Below are 21,663 nucleotides of genomic sequence, written 5' to 3'. Positions count from 1 at the left end.
ATAAATAGAATGATGAAAACTCAAAAGGTTTTATATCAAGATATTATAATAAGTAAATAAATGAACACCTCAAAAAATAAAGAAAGCATTAGGAAATTCAAAACTCAGACTAATTGCAAGTTATTTTTTGCTCTATGGACTAATTAAAAAAGATATCTCCGAAAAAATTAAGGAAGATATTCGCTTGCAAAAAGAAGTGATTGTAAAACTTCAAAATAAAATTGAAAAATCCTATGTTGAACTTGATGTAGAATTTGAAGATGAAATACAAGCTGAATATGAAAATATGGTTTTAGCTTTTAAGAATTTGACAAAATCTCAAAAAATTTGGGATGTTACCAGTTCTCATTCTCAAGACACAAAAATCACACGTTCAGCAGCCAGTACATTAATCGAAAAGAGAGAGGTGCAATTTGGTATAAAGTCATTGCCTTATATAAAAACTAGATTCGAAGTATTATGGCTCAAAAATGCTAATGGGGCAGATTTATATATTTACCCAAATTTTATCATAATGCATTCTTCAGCTTTGCAATTTGCGATTATAGGTTTAAATGAAATAAACTTTTTTCATAGTTATTCAAGATTTATAGAAACAGGAACTATTCCCAGTGACACCAAAATAATAGATAAAACTTGGGCAAAAGTAAATAAAAACGGTTCCCCTGATAAAAGATTTAAAGGGAATTATCAAATACCGATTGTTCAATACGGAGAAATCTCTTTGAGTACAAATACGGGGCTTAATGAAAAATATCACTTTAGTAATTATGAATTTACACAAAAATTCGGAAGTGCTTTTGGAGGATATAGAACCTTAATAAATGGACTTGGTCATATCAAGGCCTAATCCATTTTTATCAATAAAATAGAACCATTTCATATCAACATGTATTTTAATTCCATAAACGAAAATGCTTAGCAAATTTAGAATAGTATTCATCATAATGGTTTTGGGAATTGTTGGTTGCAAAAAAGAAAAGCCTCCTCAAAAAATCAATACGTTTTATAAGGAGGTTATTCAACCGGATGATCGAAAAACGATCACGCCCGAAGAAGCAAAAACGTATCATAGTGATATACATCGTCAATATGAATACCGCACTGGTAAACCAGGACATTACGAGTATAATTATGATGTAAGTGGATATAATACTCTAGGAGATTCAGTATCTGGAAACATCAATATTCAAGGAAAATATGGCGCTGGTATACTAACCCATACGACTGATGGAGAAATTGAGATCACTGCCGAATGGATTGATTATGGCAAACTAAAAGCTGTTGACAAGGTAGGAAATGAATACCACTTACAAGTGAATTAATACTATTAACGCCAAAATAATTTAAATGAAATCTATTGTAATCCTACTCTTTATTTTTCTTACTTCTTTTCACCCAGTAGAGACTAAAGTATATATCTGCGGGCCAAGAGGAGCAAAGAAATACCATTATACTGAAAATTGTCGAGGGTTGACAGCCTGTAAACATGAAATAGTAAAAACATCACTTTCTCAAGCTCAGAGTTACGGACTAACACTCTGTGGGTGGGAAGATTGATTATAGAAGTTTTGTCATAAATAGAGTTTGTTAAAAATGCTTATGTGAATAATAGGTTGTTGTAGAAATAATTAATCGGATTCGTTTTGATGTAGTTAGAGCTTCACGTAATCGAGCCATTTAAACTAAATAAAAAGAAAAAATAATTATGGAAGAAAAATTTGTACAAAAAAATATATTACTAATCCCCGAGGAAAGTACGGGAAAGTTGAAAGTAGAGAAATTATGGGAATTGATGGAAGATCATCCTTATAAGGAAAAAATGTATGCTGAATTTGAAATTGAAAAAATTAAAAACGAAGTAATTTTTATAGACTTTATAGATACTATTTATAAACGGATTAAATATTTTAGTACAAATTATAAACGAAAGTTAATCAGAGCCGAAATTAAGCATATTAATCTTTTTGAGGAAATGCTTGCAATTGATGGAGAAAAGAAAAAAGAAATCATTTTCCATTTTGATGAATATCTGGTAGTTGATGAGGTGAAGGAAAATTTGAAAACTGTTGCTAAATATGATTCAAAAAATACTTATTTAGATGAGTATGTAATGACGAAGTACGCTAATAGTCTATTCAAAAATGGATTGTCTGATCTGGCAAGGCAAAATATTCAGTATTTTAAAGATTTGGCCAGTAGTTCAGATAATTATAACAAGCATAGGAGTTATCGTCTCGTAGAGAATGATGGTACTACTTATTTGAGAGGTATTACTTCAATAGATAAATATTATGAATATGGTGTCGATTTTGCATTTGTGGTTTCGATGCTTGTATTCCATGATTTTATGAAAAAGAATCAAGGAGTAGAATACAAAATCAAATCAGCACATATTAATGAATCCAAATTAGAAATCATAGTTGCAGAAAAATTTAAGAAAGATGCAGGTGAGTTTGGAGAAGTTTCAACAGCAATTAAAGTTTCAACAAATGATTTAGGGAAAGGTTCTTTGAACTTTCTAAATATCATTAATGTCGGTAAAACCAATAAAGACGGATTTTATTTATTTCCAAAAGAAAACCCATTTGAAAGTAATAGGATAAGAATTTCTCATACCACAAAGCCAGAAAATGTCTTCGCAACATTAAAAACGATGGAAAGTGTTCTCAATACTAGTGATAAATTTATCAAAGAATTAAAAGAAGTTAAAACAATTAAAACCCCTGATGAGTTGCGAATTAAGATACAGGCCAAGATTGATGGTCCTAGAAGTTCTTTTGGTCATATAAAGAAATTGTCTGATATTTTTAAAACAAAAATTGATAATGAAATCACTAATCTTTCTAAACTTTTAGAAATGTGCAACAAAGCAGAGGAATTAGAAATTGATTTTGATCTGAAAGATAAATTAAGATATATTATTTCAGATATTATTTTATACGGCAGTACAAAATAGGTTTTTTATAAACCCATATTTAAAAAAAAAATAACACTAAAAAAGATTAAAATGTCAGAATATAGAATTTCAGGAATTTGGAAAAACAGTCAAGAAGTAATAACTCACTATGCTGTCCATATAAGAACAAGAAATCAAGCAGGAAATGGTTATGAAATTGGCCGAGCAGCAAAGATGACCAAGGCAGATGCTGTAGTACTATTGCAAAATCCTGCAAACAGCGCTAAAACTTTCTTGTGGAATTACGCAAGAACTCAATGGGTAGCTGGTGAAGAAGTACATGTAGTTAACGGTAATCCTTCTTTCCTCAGAACAAATCATGACGGTACATTAAAGGATAATCTGCTACATCTTATAAATTACGGATATGTGTATTAATTATAAAGCTATTAAAGGTCATCGTTACGGCGAGGATCTTATTTTAAAATAAATATCAGTAGTGATGTCATAATTCACAATTTAACAGGTATCCCACTAAAAGTAAATAGTGCTAATATCTAAAATTATTTTCAAACCCTTCTAAAAAAAACAATTGGGTATGTCAAAAAAATATTAATATTGTTTTTAATGTAATTTTTCTGTTTTTAAGTTAAATGCAAAAAAACAGAAAAAAATAGTTTCAATGTATTATTTAATAAGTATTTTTGTTTTTCAGTAAATGAATGTATAATATATAAAACAAAAAAATTGAAAGCTACAGAGAAAAAAATAATCATCGATTTGATACATGCAGGATTAATTGGGGAAACAAAAAGAGTTGAATTAGCAGCTTTGAGTTTAGCTCGATCTGTTAAGAATGACAGTCCTGAAATGTTTGACAATATTAAAACTACTCTTAGTTCTTATTCTTTAACAGGAGGTACGAATATAAGAAGTGCTGGAACTTCTCCAATTCCAATTGATGGTGATTCTAAACTGGAAATGGCAATTATTTATAAGCCTGATGCAGAATTAAATGTTTTGCCAATTCTTCCTGCTAATTTAATGGACAGGGTTAATGGTTTTATTGATGAAAGAAATAAGATTGATATTCTTATTGAAAATGATATAAAGCCGTCTACAAGTCTTTTGCTAATTGGGCAACCGGGAACTGGAAAAACAATGTTGGCAAAGCATATAGCGTCAGTTTTAAATAAAAATTTAATTGTTTTAGACTTATCTTCTAGTATGTCTAGTTTGATGGGTAAAACTGGTTCAAACCTTAAAAGAGTACTTCAGTACGCTAAGCAAAGTGCATCAGTATTACTTTTCGATGAATTTGATGCAATTGCTAAAAAAAGGGACGATAATACTGATTTAGGAGAAATAAAAAGGGTTGTAAATATATTGTTAATGGAACTTGAAGATTGGCCAATTTCTTCAATTTTTATTGCAACAACAAATCATCCAGAGCTACTGGATAAAGCAATATGGAGAAGATTCGACCACACTCTTAATTTTCCGATGCCTGAAAAAAATTTGAGACTTAAAATTCTTGAGGACGAATTGAAAGACTTTTTAATTTTAAATGGAACTTCAGCAGATATATTAAAACCAATATCTGAAATGTTTGAAGGTAAGAGTGCAGCTGATTTGTGTAAATATGCAAATAATGTAAAAAGGCGTTTTATATTAAGAGATGAAAAACCTTTAAATTCATTATTCAACGAAATTGAAGATTTTCAAAATGATAAAAAATTAAGAGCAAAATTTTGTGTAATTGCGAAAGACTTATTAGGGAGCGCACTAACAATGCGTGAACTATCTGAGTTAACAGGGTTAAGTATTAGCGGGGTGAATCATCATATATCAAAAACAAAAAACCATGAGTAAAAATACAAATAATAGAAGACCAATATTATATAATGGAGAAGTTTATTCTCATGCTGTAACAAAAAAAAGTGGTTTTGGCGAAAAATCAATACCTTATACTTATGAAGATGCTAAAGATAATTTACTTAGAGATATTTCTACTACTAGATCAATTATAAAGAAATTACCTGATTCATTACGAATGCCAAATGAAATAATATTGAGCTTTGTTGTTCATCCTGAATTTACCGCAAAATCTTATTACCCAACATCATTATTTGATAATAACGGTGCTGAAAAATTTGGAATACAGGAGATTGGGTCAAGAGTTTGGAGATCTAAAAAAGATAATTCCCATAATTCAGAAAAAAATAACTCAAAAATGTATTTCGTTAGAGCTACGGAAGGCAGTCTGGAAAGATTAGAAAATCACTTAAATTCAAGAGTAAGCTCTTTAACTAAAGGTTTTCAAGATGATATTAGAAAAATATCTTCTTTTGGTTTGCTGGAATCGGACGATCAAATTTTAGGAGTCTCAAGTGATTGGAGGGAGGGAAAGCTTGAAGCTATTTTGCACCCGTTTGATATTGATAAAAATACAAGTGTTTTACATTTTTTGGAAAAAATTAAAGCATTTGGAGTAAATAAGGAGAGTATAAGGTACAAACAATATCATAGTGGCGTAACTTTTATTAGCTTTGATGGTAATAGGGAAATTTTGAAATCTATTTCAGGCTATAATCCATTGCGAACAATTCATCCATTAAAAGTTAGAGAATTGCCAAGTTATGGTAGAACATTTTCTGCTAGTAACGGACCTAAAGCTCCTGTATTTACAAAAAAGTCTCCAATTGTAATTGGAGTTATTGATGGAGGAGTTAATATTTCTAATCCATATTTAGTTAATTATGTAGAATCTGAATTTCTTGTGTCTGGAAGTCCGATAAGTGAATATCTAGATCATGGTTCTCAGGTATCTGGAGTAGTTTTATACGGGGCATTAAATAAATATAAATCCACAGATGTAATTTCTGAACCTTATGTTTCTGTTAAAAGTTTTGGAGTACTATCGTCAGACACAACTGATCCCGATTTATATGATGCGATAGATGCAATAGAAAAAATTGTACCATTAAACAAGGATATCTCTGTATATAATTTAAGTCTAGGTCCAAGCGGACCTATTTTAGATGATAACATTTCCAGATTTACTTATTCTTGTGATTTATTAAGTTACGAACATGGCATTTTATTTTGTATCGCTGTTGGTAATGATGGCGAAGTAGTTGGTTATGATAGAATTCAATCTCCTTCGGATTCTGTTAATTGCTTAGCAGTTGGTGCATATACAAAAAAAGATGGCAAAGAAATTAGAGCGCCTTATAGTAGTATTGGGCCAGGTAGAGAGGGTAGTAAAATGAAGCCAGATATTGTAGCTTTTGGAGGTTGTGATAACAATCCAATCCATTTGGTGTCTAATGTTGATGGAAAAAAAGTATTAAGTGCTGGCACTAGTTTCTCAAGCCCAATAGTAGCTTCTGTCGCCGGTAGACTAATTGGTGAATCTAAAGGTAATATTAACGCTTTAATTGCAAAGGCATTAATTATTCATTCTACAACAGAAAAATCTAGTTTACATACCAACGAAATGGGTCATGGAATTGTTTCTGAGGATATTGATAATATAGTAAATTGCATTGATAAATCATATACAGTTATATATCAAGGGCAACTAGATACAGGAAAATATGCGGAATTTGCGATTCCTTGGGATAACTCTATTAGTAAAGGATCAACTTCTTTTAAATGGACACTGGCCGTTTTAACTGATGTTGATCATTTGAGTCCTGATGATTATACATCTTCAACAATTGAAGTAGCATTCTTTCCTAATAAAAATAAATACATTTTTAAGAATATAAATAATTCTTTAATTGATGGTGTTCTTAAAAAAAGCGAAACTGTTGACATAGATTTAGATCCCGGAAGGGCGGAAGTCCTTACTTCCTTAGGTTGGGCAAAGAGTAAGTTTCCTGTAACAAATTCTCCTAAAAAGCAATTTAAAACAGAATCTGATCTACGAAATGATTTAAAATGGGATACTTTAGATACCAGAAAAATAGTGAAACAAACTAATGGTATAAGAAATCCATCTTTTCATATTCATGCTTTAGGGAGAGGTTCAAGATTAGAAGATTTAAAAGTTAAATTTGCTTTAATATTAACTGTGACTTCACCAAAATCAGATGTCGATTTATATTCAAGTATATTATCTAAGTTTCCTGCTCTATTACCAATAGAGTTGGTTTCAGTAGTAAATGTTGATATTAGAGTAAGCTAATTGCGGGAATTCTCCATGGAACAAATGAGATTTTAACACAAACCTAATATAGAAATAATCTTACAACCAATAAAAAAGCCATCGGGTGAGGGCTTTTTTATTGGTTATAAGTAAGAAATTATTAGGAAAAGAATTAAACTAAATCTACTTTCGAATGTTAAAGAGTATTCAACTTTTTCATTTATTTTGATATAAAAAAAAATAATTTATCTATGATTGAGCTTGAGTTTTTAATGTGGAATGTTTTATTTAATTCTGTTTAGTTTCTGCATTTCGAAATACATTCTATGTCCTTTAATAATTTCGTCATTGTCTAGAAAAATTTCTAATTTTGGGTCCCCGTATGGTTCTTTTATGTCATCTTTAAAACCTTTTTACTTCCAAATTAATTTTGATATCTAAAACCTAGAACCAACATAATTGAACCTAAAATCTGCAAGGCTAAGAAAAAGAATGAGGCTGTTTTCTTCTTAGTGTTCATTTTATCCATCCATTTAGCTTTTAATTTTCGATTTTCGGGAATTTTTGTGTCTGCAAGTTGCACAAAAGCATATAATGTGTTTAAGTCTGTTACATGTTGAATATATGCTAACAACTCATTTGTATTGTCAACAAACTTTTTCACTTCTTCCACGCTTCCTAACAATTCAATATTGGTTGAGATAATTTTACCCATTCTGTATTTTTCGGCAGCCGCTTTAATGAAAGTAGGTTGATAAAGGTGCATTGTTAAGCTGTCCTGGCTTTTTAATCCAAGATATAAATTTTGATATTCCAATGAGGTTCTTGTCATTTCTGTAAAGTCCCTATTTGCTTGGTCAAATTGTTTTGTTTTTTCATCCCAAGAATTGTATAGAAACATTTGTATAGTGAATGACAAGAAAAGTAAAAGACTGCCAAAAACATTCATTTTTTTTGAAAACGAATATTTTCTGTTGGACGTAGACGTTATTAAAAACGGCAATTCCACTAAACCCACAATCTCGCTAAATGGCGGTTATGTGACGTTTTTAATTACCATTAAGTCAATTCCCTCTCTTAAAATAGTTGCATTTTCATCTTTTCTCTTTAGCAATGTAATTACCATTTTTCGATATTCTTCTTTATTCCTAATTCCAATTAATTCGCAAACTTTAGATTCTGGTATTAAAGCTTTTTTTAAATTAAACAAGCGTAATACAGTATTATAATCATTGTTTGTTATTGCCGTTTCAAAATCTGACTTGATATTGTTATACAATTCTCTTTTATTAATAGCTTCAAATAAACTATTTATTTCAATTTCAGTATCATCAATTTTTTGAGATTGGAAATTGGAAAGTTTATAATATTCTCGCCTTAATAATTCCTTGTAATGCAATAAAATTTGCGACTCTAATTGACTCGAAAAGAAACTAATTAAATTACTTTTAACTTGCAGAAAAACTTCATCTGCATTTTTTCCCATATGCGTAGCTAAAGCTTTAACAATATTTTCTATAAGTAACAAATTTTCAGCTTCTGCGACATCAAGAACCCAAATTTGCTTTTTATTTAAATTAATTACATCTCCAATTTGTCTCCTATCACGATCTACAATTCCATAAGATTGAATGTTATGAAAACCTTCTAATTCATTAAAAGACTTTACGCACTCAATAACCTTGTCACAACTACCGAGTGGTTTTAAAGTATAATTAAAATAAATTTGCTCATAAATTTCATAATCAATACTGCTATTGTCTCCTTCTAAAAATATAATAGGTTTTCTACTCCCTAAAACTTCTAAATATAATTGTTCAGGAATAGGCATTGTATTGTCAAGTATTTCATAATCCCATAATCCAGTACTTTCGTATGATTTAGCCCATATTTTTGTTGCATTTTGTCTTGTAAAAGCAAAATCTATATCGTGAGTTAAATATACGAATGAACAGTCTTGTCTTTCATTTTCAATTAAATCAAAAAGTATTTTTATGAGGGATTTGTGAATGTGCATTTCAGGTTCATCAATAATGATAATTGAATTCTCAGGAGAACAAACTACTTCTCCTGCTAAATAGAAAATTACTCTCTCTCCATCACTCATTTCAGAAGCATTATAGATTTGCTCGACTTCACCAGTTGGATAAGTTTCTATAACTCCAGCTTTTTTAGATAAACGTCTATGTGGAAGAACAATTTCCCATATTTTCTGAATTCTATCCAACTTTGTATTTGGTTTTTCCCCACCTTTTTCTTTATAATTTAATGATGATTCATATTCTTCAGTATGTAATAATACCATAAGTTTTTCATAATCATTAAGTAAAAAGGTATTTATATTTCCTCCCCAGCGGCTATCTCTCCAACCTGAATTTTTATAGTAATCATTCTTATCCCAACTTCCATATAGAAATTCACTTTCAGCTACTTCCTTAGACTTAGTACTAACAAAATTAGGAATTGATAATGTTTTTTGTGCAGAAACTCTATGTGAAAACTTCTTATATCTTTCTTCTATATTCGCTCCAAATCTTGTTTTTCCAGATCCATTTGCACCGATAATTACGAGTTGTTCAAACTCAATTTCTGGTTGAGTGTTAGGAGTGCCTTTTTTTAATGGTAATTGGATCTTCATAATTCTGTAATTTTGTTGGGATGGTAAAATGTCACATAACTTGTAAATAACATCAACAAGTAACCCTTTTTTTTAAGTTTTACCATATTTCAAGCTATATATGCTAGTTCGTAAATAAAGTCTTTTTTAACTATTGTTACAATACCCACATTTAGTGATATTTTGACTTAAATTGAATATACAATAGAAAGCTAATTTTATTGGTAAGATGACTTATGCACAAAAGTGAAGAAAAACACTCAAAAATCAAGCTTAAACAAGCTTAAAACCTCTCCAAAAAAAAAGAGGACACTAAATCCTCTTGAAATTCTCTCTCAAAAACTTCACGAAAACTCCATAGTACCTGCCAGTGACCGGTTCCGTTCAACCTGGGTTTACCTCATTGAATTTATTTTTGTTGGTATTCGGTGATTATAATTCATTGTTCGTGCTACGCACGCAACGAACTCTAGCTGTTACCGACAGTATTAACTATTTAAACTCACTTGCCATAGTGATAGAGTGGAATACAAAGTTTTTCATCATAATACCGTCAAATTTTCCATCTTCATTTAGCCAAATTTGTCTAACATTATGGAATGCTTTCCTGTCTAATGGGATTTTTGCATTTGGATTATGATAAATTGTCAAACTTTCATTCCAATCTTCAATCGACTTTCCTTTTTGCAATATATAAGTAAAATCTTTGGCATTTGCGTTAGGTTTACTGTCGTCATATTTATATCCAGAACGAGTCATTAATAGATTTTTCTCAGTCAAATTATGTTCATATCCTATTCTATTGAACTTATGTAAATCACAATTGTTTGAGAAAATTACAGCACTAACATTTTCAGTGTCTGGATGTGAAAAAAAATGTGAGGGAATTGTTTTTTCTCCGTGTGTATGTTCTTCTACAACTTCATTCCTAATATGTATCAATTCTCCATTTTCTTCCTTAGTTATCATTTTTACGCCATATAAATATTCCATGATTTTTGCATCAGGTAAAAATTTTGCCATGTAATTATGTGAAGGTGTAATAGCAAAAACTAAAGGTTTTCCTTTCACCCAATCCAACTCCCAGTATTTTTTATTTAATTTAGAGAATAACACACTCCCTAATCTTATTGAGTAATAGTCAATCAATTCTTTTTGAACCGCCAAATCATTTTTTTCTACAGATTCTTTAATAAATTCTCGTGAATATTTTTCGACTTCTTTTTCTGCAGATAAACTCGCTTCAATAAAAAAATCATACTCTTTTTTCATTACATGAAAATCGGGTCGGTCAACATCCTGTAGAATATTAAACTGATTTTCATAAAGAAAAATAAATAAGTAGATTTCCCAAACTCGTGCATCAAAACCAGTACTTTGAAAATCTTTGATAAAGTTTCCGTCTTTATCATTCATAAGAACACATATATTTTCCATTATATTTTTAGCAGGATCTAATAATGAGCATTCTGTTAATAGCTTAAATCTTTCATTTAACCTGTTTTCTGGAACAATAATTTTATAGATATCTTTCATGTTGTGGAATATTGCCGCTAACGGCAGTGCGTCTAAAAACCTCTAAACTAACTGATTTTTATTAATTAGAAAGTAAATATATGATTTAAACTACTATTAAACTACTTCTGTTTCAGTTCAACACAGCTTCCATTTTTCGTGCTACGTACGCAACGAAACTTTAGCTGTTAGCCGTAATTATTGTAATTTTCGAATCAGAAACTCTTGAGTTAACTTAATAATATTTTCTCTTGTATGACTTAAAAGATCGTCTTCTTGATTACAAATAAAGTAAATGTATTGTTCAGTAATTGGCGAAGGCGGATCAACACCAAAAAGGTTAAACCAAAATTCGCTAAATCTACTTCTATAAAATGATAATGTCTGTTTTACTTTTTCTTCTCTAACCATTTCTTTTAGAAAAGCTTTTCTTTCAGCGTCATGCAAAATTCTTATTTTGAATTTATCTTCATTAAAATTTGTAAATTTTTCAAACTCATGATTGTTTAAATTATAGAAATCAAAGAATTTTACATCTTCATTTGATTCATAAAATTGAATTACAAAATCATTTAGTATTACAAGATTTGGCTTCCTGTCATTTGTAAATCCAACAAAGTTAGATGTGTATTCTTTTTCGCCTCCAAGAGTTTCCAAATATGTTATACCTAAAGGAAAATTCTTAATTTCTTGGTCAGTAATGGTTGCATTATTTATTATGATTAACCGCAATTTTTCAAATGTTTCTGGAGATAGTTTGTAAGCTTTTTCACAAACTGCTGTTCGCCAGATTTGAATATAAAAGAACAATCTAATAATTTTTATGTACTCAAAATCAAGTTCCTCTAATTCACTAATTCCAGCATCTCTTAATTTTGGTAGAATGCGATTTATAAATGCATCTTCAATTTCTGTAAAAATTGCTTCGCAATTAGTGCAAAACACGTAGTCAACAGAAAAAGGAATTTTCTTTGCTTGTTCTATTTCTTTTTCTGTTGCTAAACGTCCTAAAGTTTCTTCTAGTTTAGGAATTGATGTTTCACGCTGAAAATTGAATTCGACAAATGCTGTATCGTTAGACAGATCGAAATAAAATCCAGTTTCTCTTTCATTTCCACCGTCAAGATTTAAACAACTTCGTATGATTTTATCAGTAAAATAATGAGTGTTTTTTTTGTCGGCTTCTCTAATTGTACATAAAGGACATTTCATGTTTTGAGTTATAGTTGTTAATAATTATGCCTAACTTGTTTATACCAGCCGCAAAATGGCTACAATCTACCCGAATTAGGTTGACTTTGCGCCATAAAACGGTTTTTTACCGGCTGTACCAAACATACAAAACCATTTCTATTATCCTTTACGGTTTTCCACATTATCAGCGAAAAAATAAAATGTAAATAAAGAAAGACACCCCATTTTTTTTCATTTCTTTCTTCTAGTTCTCCAGCTACCATTATAATGCTTATCCCTCAAATACTTATAAAACTTCCCTGTCACATAAAGACCTAAAACCCATATCACAATTAACCCTATAATTTCATACCACTTCATTTGCTGTATTCTTAAATTAAAAGAATGCAATAAATGATTTTGTATTTTAGAATGCTATGCAATTCTGGAAATTCAATATGCAATTTGGGAGAATTTAAAGAGTTAAAAAAAAATGCATAATAGCATCCTTTTTTAACTCTTTAAAATGTTAGTTATCTTAATCAAAATCTAATAATTCTCTTGGGTGTTTTCCAAGTCCTTTTGCTAAATCTAAAAGTGTTGTAAAAGATAAATTTCTTTTGCCATTTTCAATATCACTTATTGTGGCTTTAATAAGTTTATCACTATTTAAGGCAACATTATCTTGACTCAAATTTAAGTCAGTGCGAAGTTTCTTGATATGCAAACCGAATTTTTTTAACTTCTCTTCCTTATGTTTGTCCATTTTTTAGCTTTTAAACAAAAGGCGTTATATTTTTTTTAAAAAATGTTATAAGAACTTATAACAAATAACTTTTTTTTGTTATATTTGTTTAATATTGAAATTATTATTAGATAATATTTGCATTGAGCATTTAAATAAATAATTTTGCGATTCTTCATATAAAAATATTTGAAGCATTCGCTTAGAATCTCGTTCCAAAAACTGGTACTTTTAGCACGCGAGATGATAAGTAAGATGCTCACGTCTCATGGCGTGGGCTCACTTATTCGTGTGCGGGTATACCAGTACCTTGGAGCGATATAAGCTGAGTTCCATGCCATTTTTTTGGCAACTATTTTGGCAATACTCAACTTCATTCTCAGCACCGCTTCATCCTTTTTCATAGTCTCGCAGCAGTTTTAACCGCTAAAAAAACCATAACTATGAAATAAAAAAAAATACTATTTATTTAATGCCTGTGCTGTTTCTTTATTTTGAGTTAGTGTTTCAGTGCAGGTTCTTTTTTTATAATTGTGAATTGTGAGAAGCAAAAGACAATAATAAAGAAGTCATTTTTATTTTAAATTTTGAATTGTGATGAAGAGTGATGGCAATAATGCAAAAAATCAATCTTCCTGTATATAATTCTTACAGCAAATTACTCTAACAATACAACTGGATTTATACCACCTAAATTTTTACCATGAAATACTACAAACAAATACTAATTGGAATCATTTTACTTTTTATAGCAACGATGTTCATGTGGTTTTATGGTTATAATAGCGTGAACTGAACTGATGTTAAAATTCACATCGTCAGGTGAATAGAGGTTATTAATTATTTTAAATTTTGAATTGGGTTAAAGAATTTAGAACGTAGAATATAGAGACAAGAACCTAGAATATAAATCTAATTAAAAAGTGTGCCTATGATAGAATAATAATATTGAGATTGCATCGTGCCTCGCAATGACAGAGGCAACGCTTCGCTCGAGTGCTTTGCATCGTGCCTCGCAACTTCTCGCAATGACAAAAAAGGCCCTCCAACCGTCTGGACAACTGCATAGAGGACCAATGCTAACAAAACTAACGTTTCATTTAACTAAACCAAAATTATGAATATATTTTCATTTTACAAGGGATGGCTGGCGATTCCTTTGATTTTAGGAATTTGCTTATGCGATTTTCCTGCCCATGCCGCAACAATCAACCCTTCCGCTTTTGCGACGGTAACAAAAAAAATCATACCTCAACAGCAAGTGCAAGTCAGTGGTACTATCACTGATGGGACAAACCCTTTAGCCGGAGTGACTATTTCTATAAAAGGAAAAGCTACAGCTGGAACTATCTCTGATTTTAACGGGAACTATATGCTAACTGCATCAGCAGACGATATAGTAGTCTTTAGTTTTATGGGATTTTTAACCATTACAGAGTCTATAAACGGACGAAAAACAATCAACATACAATTACAAGAAGATGCGACCCAACTGCAGGAAGTGAAAATTAATGCGGGTTATTACAGTGTTAAAGAAAGCGAACGTACTGGAAGCATTGCGAAAATTTCCGCTGCAGCTATCGAGAAACAACCTATAAATAATATGCTTGCTGCCATGCAGGGTAGGATGGCAGGCGTGAACGTAACCCAGACAACAGGCGTTGCGGGAGGCGGTTTTGATATCCAGATACGAGGACAGAACAGTCTGCGTGCTGGGGGAAACGAACCATTATACATTGTAGATGGTGTGCCGTTTGCTTCGGAAGTCATCGGGAACAGCAATACCACAGGTGTACTACCACGATCAGCAAGTCCACTCAGCATTATCAGCCCAACCGAGATAGAAAGTATCGAAATTCTAAAAGATGCAGATGCTACAGCCATTTATGGTTCGCGTGGTGCCAATGGTGTTGTGCTGATTACTACTAAAAAAGGAAAGCAGGGAAAAACACAATACACCACCAATGTGTCCCGTGGAACTGGAACTGTTACCCGTTTTATGGATTTGATGAATACACAACAATATTTGGAAATGCGAAAGGAGGCTTTTGCCAATGACGGTATCACAACATTCCCTACAAGTGCTTACGATGTCAATGGAACTTGGAGCCCAACGCGTTATACCGATTGGCAGCGGGAACTCACCGGTGGCACTTCTGAGTTGACCGATGTACAAACCAGTGTAACAGGAGGAAGCCAGCGTAATCAGTTTTATCTTGGGGCAAACTACCATAAAGAAACTACGGTGTTTCCCGGAGATTTTAATTTTAACAGGACAAGTGTTCGAGGGAACTTTAGTCATGCCTCAGAAGACGAACGTTTTCGTGCTAATTTTTCAGTAGGATATACTATGCAGGGAAATGACCTACCAGCAACAGATTTGACACGTGATTCCCGCATTCTTGCACCCAATGCGCCAGCCTTGTATGACGCAGAAGGAAAATTGAACTGGGAAAAGGGGAGCTGGAATAACCCACTGCGATTATTGTATGCCTCTTATCTGGCGAAATCACAAAGTTTGATTGCTAATTCACAGTTGTCCTACCGTATTGTGGAAGGATTGGAGTTTCGCACTGCTTTTGGTTTTACTGATTTGCGTCACAACGAGCGAAGAACTAATCCCTCTACGCTTTACAACCCATCCTTGGGCTTTGGCAGCAGTTACTCTTCACTGTATCGTAATACCAACAATCGACAGTCCTACAGTATCGAGCCACAATTGGATTTCAACAGGCAATGGAATGATTCCAAGGTTTCTGTATTGGTAGGAGGAACGTTCCAACAGCAGGAAGGTAACCAGTTGATATTATTTGCAGATGGTTTTACAAGCAACAGCCTATTGAATACCCTTGCGGCAGCAAGTGCCATCTATGTAGTGGCGGATGATGCGTCACAATACAAATATCAGGCCTTCTTTGCAAGGGCAAACTACACCTATAAAGACCGTTATATTGTGAACTTAACTGGCCGTCGAGATGGTTCAAGCCGTTTTGGTCCCGGAAAACAGTTTGCTACTTTTGGCGCTATAGGAACTGCATGGCTGTTTTCTCGAGAAGCCTTTCTTGCCAATAACAGTATCCTAAGTTTTGGAAAACTAAGAGCCAGTTATGGAACAACGGGTAGTGATCAAATAGGCGACTATCAGTTTTTGGATACGTACAGCACTACTTCAAACGGGTATCAAGGTATCACGGGTATTCAACCCACACGGTTGTTTAATCCTGATTTTGGCTGGGAGACCAATAGAAAACTGGAAATTGCACTAGAAACAGGTTTTCTCAAAGATCGTATTTTCCTCACTTGGGCATGGTATGATAATCGCTCATCGAATCAGTTGGTGGGCGTCCCACTGCCGGGTACCACAGGGTTTACTTCTATACAAGCCAATCTTGATGCAACTGTTGTCAATTCCGGTACAGAATTGAGTTTGCGCACTGTCAATTTACAAAAGAAGGATTTCTCTTGGACAACCGATTTCAATATTTCATTTATGAAAAATAAATTGGTATCGTTCCCTAACCTTGCCGCTTCTACTTATAGAAATCAGTTCGTAATAGGAGAGCCAATCAATATAAAATTGTTGTATCACTATACGGGTATCAATCCTGAGACAGGAGCTTATACTTTTGAAGATGTAAACGGTGATGGAGTGTTGACGGCTGAGAAAGATAAGAAAACCATAGTCGACTTCAATCCATCGTTTTACGGAGGCTTGCAAAATCAGTTGCGCTATCAGCGATTCAGGCTGGATTTCCTTTTTCAATTTGTAAAACAGCAAAATTACAGTACCGATTATATTTTTGCCCGTCCGGGATTATTATCAAACCAACCGGTATCAGTCACAGATCGCTGGCAACAGGTTGGGGATGTAACACCCTATCAGATGTACACTACCAATTCTAATTCTAATGCCGGTAAAGCCTTCAATAATTTCCAAGCGAGTGACGGCGTGGTTACTGATGCGTCTTACATCAGGTTAAAAAACGTCTCACTTTCCTACGATCTGCCACAAAAATGGACCGGACAACTGCAATGTCGTTTGTATGTAGAAGGTCAGAACCTATTGACTTTTACGCCTTATACCGGAACCGATCCCGAGTTTAAAACCACGGGATTTCTTCCACCGTTACGTATGCTGAGTGCGGGTGTGCAACTTACTTTTTAACCTTTAATAACTACTATTATGAATTTATGGAATTATATAGAGGCAGGCTCTCAAAAGGCCTTCTCCAGAAGTTTTGTTTGTGCTCTAACATTTTTAACTTTTAGCAGCTGTGATGATTATGTAACGGTAGATTTACCTCCTACACAATTGACAGCCTCAGCGGTTTTTGAGGATAAAATGAGTGCTAACGCTGCCATGGTAGAAGTATATGCCAAGATGCGCAAAACGGGTATCTTCAGCGGAACTTCTTCGGGAGTGTCTGTTGCGATTGGTGCTTATGCAGACGAGCTGGATTATTTTGGTGATGATACCAAGGGGATTTCCTTTTTTTATGGCAATGCATTATTGCCTTCTTTTGGGGATGTTTCAACATTATGGAATAACAGCTATAGCCAAATTTATGGTGCCAATGCAGTACTTGAGGGTATACAGAAATCTACTGCTCTCTTACAAACTGATAGGAATCAGCTTCGCGGTGAAGCGCTGTTTGTGAGGTCATTGGTACATTTATATTTAGTACAGCTTTATGGAGCTACACCTTATATTACCAGTACCGATTATAGGATAAACAGTAAGGCGGCAAAGATGTCCGTTATGGATTTATATCCAAAACTTATTGCCGACCTTGAAGAAGCCTCTACTTTACTTCCGGAAGCCTATATCAGCGCTGATCGTGTTCGCCCGAATCGTTTTGCTGCCAAAGCACTTTTAGCAAGAGTATATTTGTATAATGGTAATTGGGCGGAAGCGGCAAACGAGGCTTCGGCAGTATTGAATCATACTGATTTGTACCGACCAGTAGTCAATCTCGCGGCAACTTTTAAAAAACAGTCCACGACAACCATCTGGCAATTTATGCCGAGTGTGGCTGGCCAGAATACTGACGAAGCGACGACATTTATTTTTACTGCAGGGCCGCCACCTTTGGTGGCACTGGCGCCTTCGCTGATGTCAGCATTTGAAGCGGGGGATTTGCGCAAAAGTAGCTGGACGAAGGCCGTAACTAAAACCAGTAGTACTTGGTACCATGCTGACAAGTATAAAACTAAGGGTAATTCGGGTACTTCGGTTGAGTATTCTATTGTGTTACGCCTTAGTGAGCAGTATTTGATACGTGCTGAAGCCCGAGCAAGACAAGGAGAGTTGAGTGGAGCAAGAGAAGATTTAAACGTAATTCGGACTGCCGCTGGTCTTGGTAATACTACTGCGGCAACAGATGTAGCGATTATCGATGCGGTATTACGCGAACGAAGGGTAGAACTGTTTACTGAATATGGCCACCGCTTCTTTGATCTTAAACGCTATGGGACAGTCAATGCAGTATTATCAGTGGTAAAACGCGGATGGGAGGCTACAGACAGTCTGTTGCCATTACCTGAAACCGAATTATTGGTTAACCCCAATCTTTTGCCTCAAAATCCCGGTTACTAATATGTGGCGGGGTGTTATTTTAGATTTCTGCCGCCTAGCAGTTTATTTTTTTTGTTTCGCTAGCTGCCTCGTAACGGGGCAGGCTAAACAAAAGCAAATACTGCGTGCAGAAGATTATCCGCTTTGGGGTACACTGTCAGTGGATAAACTTTCGGATAAAGGGGATTGGGTCAGTTTTTACATGCGTTATGAAAACGGTTCCGATACACTTTTTGTGGCCAATACAAGCACGCGAAAGCGTTTCGGATTTTCTAAAGCAAAAAAGGGTCAGTTTAATGGAGAACAGGTTTTTGCGTGCCTTGATATAGAAAAAAACTTTAAGTTGATTTATCTCCTAAATGGTAGGATACAATCTTTTGTGGGAGTGTCCACTTATACGTTTACTGCCAATCAAAAGTATTTGATTCTGGAACGCTATGATGAAAGAAAACATAAGTATTTAGAAATACTCAAACCCAATGGTGAATGGGTTAAAACTATTGACAGGGTTATGCAATGGGAACTTTCTCCGTCAGGAAATAGCTTGTTTTATACCACGAAAGAAGAAAATATGAATTCAGTAGTTCTTCTGAATTTAGAAGATAAACCGATCAGTACCCTAATTAGTCAAAGTGCTTCGTCTGTTTTTTCTGCTCTTGTTTGGCACAAAAAATCATTATCGACCGCATGGATTTCTGTTTCAGAGGGAAGAGACCCTCAGATCCAGTTTTATAGTATCGATAGCCGTGAACTTTTTACTCTTGAACCGGAAAAGATAGCAGGCTTTCCACGATCAATGCAGATCAATAGCAAATTGTTGCGTTCGTTACGGATTGCATCTGAGGGAAAATGTATCTTCTTTAACCTGCAAATGAAGGATATTCAGAAAAGTACTCCACTAGCACAGGTATGGAATTCCGCTGATACCATGCTATATCCTACGAGGGAAATGACAGGTGGTAATGATTATGTGGATAGGGTAGCGGTCTGGTTCCCGAAGAAGGGAAGGTTTTTACAGCTTACTAACAAAGAGCAATCGCAATTGCTATTGGCGGGCAATGGACGGTTCGCCGTCACTAACAACCCATTGGAAGAAGAGCCTCAATTTCGGGAGAATGCTGTTAGGGATTTTTATATCACAGATTTGGAGACCAATACAAAAGAATTGTTGCTGAAGGCACAATCGGGAGCCAATGGTCAGCTTTTGGCATCCCCTGACGGAAAATATATTGGTTATTTCAGGGATGGTGATTGGTGGACCTATAATCTGTTTACAAAGAAACATATCAACTTAAGTGGCAATCTGGGCGTTTTGTGTTACGATACTGCTACAGGTGAACCCTTTGGACATCCGGGATGGGAAGACAAGGATTCTAGTATGTTTGTTTACGACCAATACGATATTTGGAAACTTGATCCCGACGGAAAGGCTATTCGGCTCACTAACGGTAGGGAAAGCGGAACCGTGTTTCGTGTGGTGGAAACTGCAGATGAGCAGTCCATAAAATTGTATCAAAATGGATATACGGCAGGAAGATTTGATAGTAACACCGGTTGGGTTCTCAGCTCACGTCATTTGGTGAGCGGTGCGACGGCATTTTATGAATACACTCAAGCCAAAGGAATCCGGCTTTTAGACGGTGGTGCTTTTCGGGTGGGGCAATTGGTAAAGGCTGCAGGAGCGAAGGGATACTCCTATACTATAGAAAGCTATGATTGCTCTCCCACTTTATATTATAAGAAAGTGGGTCATACAAAATCGGTTTCCTTGTTTGAAAGTAATCTTCAGCAAAAACATTTTCGATGGGGAAGCGAAAAATTGATATCCTATAATGCGCCCGATGGACAGCAGTTACAGGGAATACTGTATTATCCTGTCGGATACGACGCTACAAAGAAATATCCCATGATTGTGCATATTTACCAGAAGCAATCGCACAAATACCACCAGTATCATAATCCTTCCACAGCCAGTAACAGAGGCTTTAATATCACAGATTATACTGCGCGTGGTTATTTCGTTTTGTTAGCTGATATTGTTTATGAAAAAGGAAAAGTGGGGATGTCGGCAGTTGAATGTGTTAGTTCAGCGGTCAAAGCAGCTCTAAAAGAAAAAGCAATCGACAGCGACCGTCTTGGGTTGATAGGTCATTCGTTTGGAGGTTATGAGACGAACTATATCATTACACAAACCAATTTATTTGCGGCAGCCGTTTCGGGAGCAGGCATAAGTGATTTGGTGAGCAGCTATTTGTACTATAATCCAGATAGTGTTATGTCTAATATGTGGCGTCTGGAAAGTTTTCCATACAACATGGGAGGTTCGCTGCATGAAATTCCGGATAAATATATAGGAAATTCACCCATACTACATGCCAACGATATTGCAACGCCTTTGCTGTCATGGGCTGGGGGAGAAGACAGGCAGGTAAGTGTATTTCAGGGAATCGAGTTTTACAATTCACTGAGAAGATTAGGGAAAAAACATATCATGCTTGTTTATCCCAACGAAGGACATGTACTAATGAATGCCGCCAACAAGAAGGATTTGAATGCCAAAATAGGGGAATGGTTCGATTATCACTTAAAAAATAATTCTGTTGTTGACTGGATGGAACCTGATTTTACACCCAGATGAAAATAAAAAACAATGCAGTCCATCATGGACTGCATTGCCTTTCTCTAAAAAGACCGATTACTGGTTTTTAAACAGACGTACGGTACATTTGTTTGCAAGATTTTTTCCAAAAACCTGTTCTGATCCTGTAGTACAAAGATCACCTTCGATGTTAGAACACATGATGGATTCATCACAGTCATCTTCCGTCAACACATGAACATAGCCTTGTACCGGTTCGGTAACCGCTTTTTTATTCATTGCACTTGTTGACAAAGCAGAGCCGGTGGCAAGTAATACAACTGCTACGGGCATAATTAATTTTAAAAAATTTGTTTTCATAATAAATAAAATTAAAATTAGCGACCT

15 protein-coding genes are annotated in these 21,663 nt (G+C 34.2%); 9 read left to right on the top strand and 6 right to left on the bottom strand.

Going from position 1 to position 21,663, the window contains the following annotated elements; translation table 11 throughout:
* Window positions 1-184 precede the first annotated feature (184 nt).
* The 6 genes from EKL97_RS13915 (at window position 185) to EKL97_RS13885 (ending at window position 7,091) form a co-directional block, all read left to right on the top strand.
* Window positions 185-850, top strand: coding sequence for a hypothetical protein (locus EKL97_RS13915; RefSeq protein ID WP_126569111.1), 666 nt, complete (start codon window positions 185-187; stop codon window positions 848-850).
* 64 nt (window positions 851-914) lie between these two features.
* Window positions 915-1,325 carry a hypothetical protein gene (locus EKL97_RS13910; RefSeq protein ID WP_233588600.1) on the top strand — a complete coding sequence of 137 codons (411 nt, stop codon included), beginning with the start codon at window positions 915-917 and terminating at the stop codon, window positions 1,323-1,325.
* Window positions 1,326-1,708: 383 nt separating this feature from the next.
* On the top strand, window positions 1,709-2,959 hold the full coding sequence (locus EKL97_RS13900; protein ID WP_126569109.1) for a hypothetical protein: 1,251 nt from the start codon (window positions 1,709-1,711) through the stop codon (window positions 2,957-2,959).
* 51 nt (window positions 2,960-3,010) lie between these two features.
* Window positions 3,011-3,337 (top strand): DUF3892 domain-containing protein, encoded by a 327-nt coding sequence (locus EKL97_RS13895; RefSeq protein WP_126569108.1) that lies wholly within the window; start codon window positions 3,011-3,013, stop codon window positions 3,335-3,337.
* A 309-nt stretch (window positions 3,338-3,646) separates the two neighbouring features.
* Window positions 3,647-4,771, top strand: coding sequence for an AAA family ATPase (locus EKL97_RS13890; RefSeq protein ID WP_126569107.1), 1,125 nt, complete (start codon window positions 3,647-3,649; stop codon window positions 4,769-4,771).
* A complete protein-coding gene (locus EKL97_RS13885) occupies window positions 4,764-7,091 on the top strand; it encodes a S8 family peptidase (protein ID WP_126569106.1) in 2,328 nt (775 codons plus the stop codon). Before EKL97_RS13890 ends, EKL97_RS13885 begins: the two co-directional genes overlap by 8 nt.
* A gap of 385 nt (window positions 7,092-7,476) precedes the next feature.
* On the opposite strand, the gene EKL97_RS13880 is transcribed toward EKL97_RS13885, so the two are convergent.
* From EKL97_RS13880 to EKL97_RS13860, 5 genes are all read right to left on the bottom strand, one after another.
* A complete protein-coding gene (locus EKL97_RS13880; RefSeq protein WP_126569105.1) occupies window positions 7,477-8,001 on the bottom strand; it encodes a hypothetical protein in 525 nt (174 codons plus the stop codon).
* A gap of 87 nt (window positions 8,002-8,088) precedes the next feature.
* Window positions 8,089-9,690 carry a DUF4435 domain-containing protein gene (locus EKL97_RS13875; protein ID WP_126569104.1) on the bottom strand — a complete coding sequence of 534 codons (1,602 nt, stop codon included), beginning with the start codon at window positions 9,688-9,690 and terminating at the stop codon, window positions 8,089-8,091.
* 471 nt (window positions 9,691-10,161) lie between these two features.
* Window positions 10,162-11,205, bottom strand: a complete 1,044-nt coding sequence (locus EKL97_RS13870; RefSeq protein ID WP_126569103.1) for a hypothetical protein — start codon at window positions 11,203-11,205, stop codon at window positions 10,162-10,164.
* A gap of 177 nt (window positions 11,206-11,382) precedes the next feature.
* Window positions 11,383-12,396 (bottom strand): hypothetical protein, encoded by a 1,014-nt coding sequence (locus EKL97_RS13865; RefSeq protein ID WP_126569102.1) that lies wholly within the window; start codon window positions 12,394-12,396, stop codon window positions 11,383-11,385.
* Between the two features lie 499 nt (window positions 12,397-12,895).
* Window positions 12,896-13,123: a helix-turn-helix domain-containing protein gene (locus EKL97_RS13860; protein WP_126515719.1), complete on the bottom strand. Its 228-nt coding sequence runs from the start codon at window positions 13,121-13,123 to the stop codon at window positions 12,896-12,898.
* A gap of 1,096 nt (window positions 13,124-14,219) precedes the next feature.
* On the opposite strand from EKL97_RS13860, the gene EKL97_RS13855 reads away from it, so the two are divergent.
* The 3 genes from EKL97_RS13855 (at window position 14,220) to EKL97_RS13845 (ending at window position 21,315) form a co-directional block, all read left to right on the top strand.
* Window positions 14,220-17,267, top strand: a complete 3,048-nt coding sequence (locus EKL97_RS13855; RefSeq protein WP_126569101.1) for a SusC/RagA family TonB-linked outer membrane protein — start codon at window positions 14,220-14,222, stop codon at window positions 17,265-17,267.
* 18 nt (window positions 17,268-17,285) lie between these two features.
* Window positions 17,286-18,698 (top strand): RagB/SusD family nutrient uptake outer membrane protein, encoded by a 1,413-nt coding sequence (locus EKL97_RS13850; protein WP_126569100.1) that lies wholly within the window; start codon window positions 17,286-17,288, stop codon window positions 18,696-18,698.
* Window positions 18,699-18,837: 139 nt separating this feature from the next.
* Window positions 18,838-21,315, top strand: a complete 2,478-nt coding sequence (locus EKL97_RS13845; protein ID WP_158614938.1) for a prolyl oligopeptidase family serine peptidase — start codon at window positions 18,838-18,840, stop codon at window positions 21,313-21,315.
* A 57-nt stretch (window positions 21,316-21,372) separates the two neighbouring features.
* Here the strand turns inward: EKL97_RS13845 and EKL97_RS13840 are convergent, their stop codons facing one another.
* Window positions 21,373-21,636, bottom strand: a complete 264-nt coding sequence (locus EKL97_RS13840; RefSeq protein ID WP_255416351.1) for a DUF6520 family protein — start codon at window positions 21,634-21,636, stop codon at window positions 21,373-21,375.
* Window positions 21,637-21,663: the final 27 nt, after the last annotated feature.

This window comes from Flavobacterium sp. LS1P28, assembly GCF_003970335.1.
Classification (GTDB): Bacteria; Bacteroidota; Bacteroidia; order Flavobacteriales; family Flavobacteriaceae; genus Flavobacterium.
Note: the sequence above shows the minus strand (reverse complement) of the source record. Positions and strands in the feature narration are given on the sequence as shown.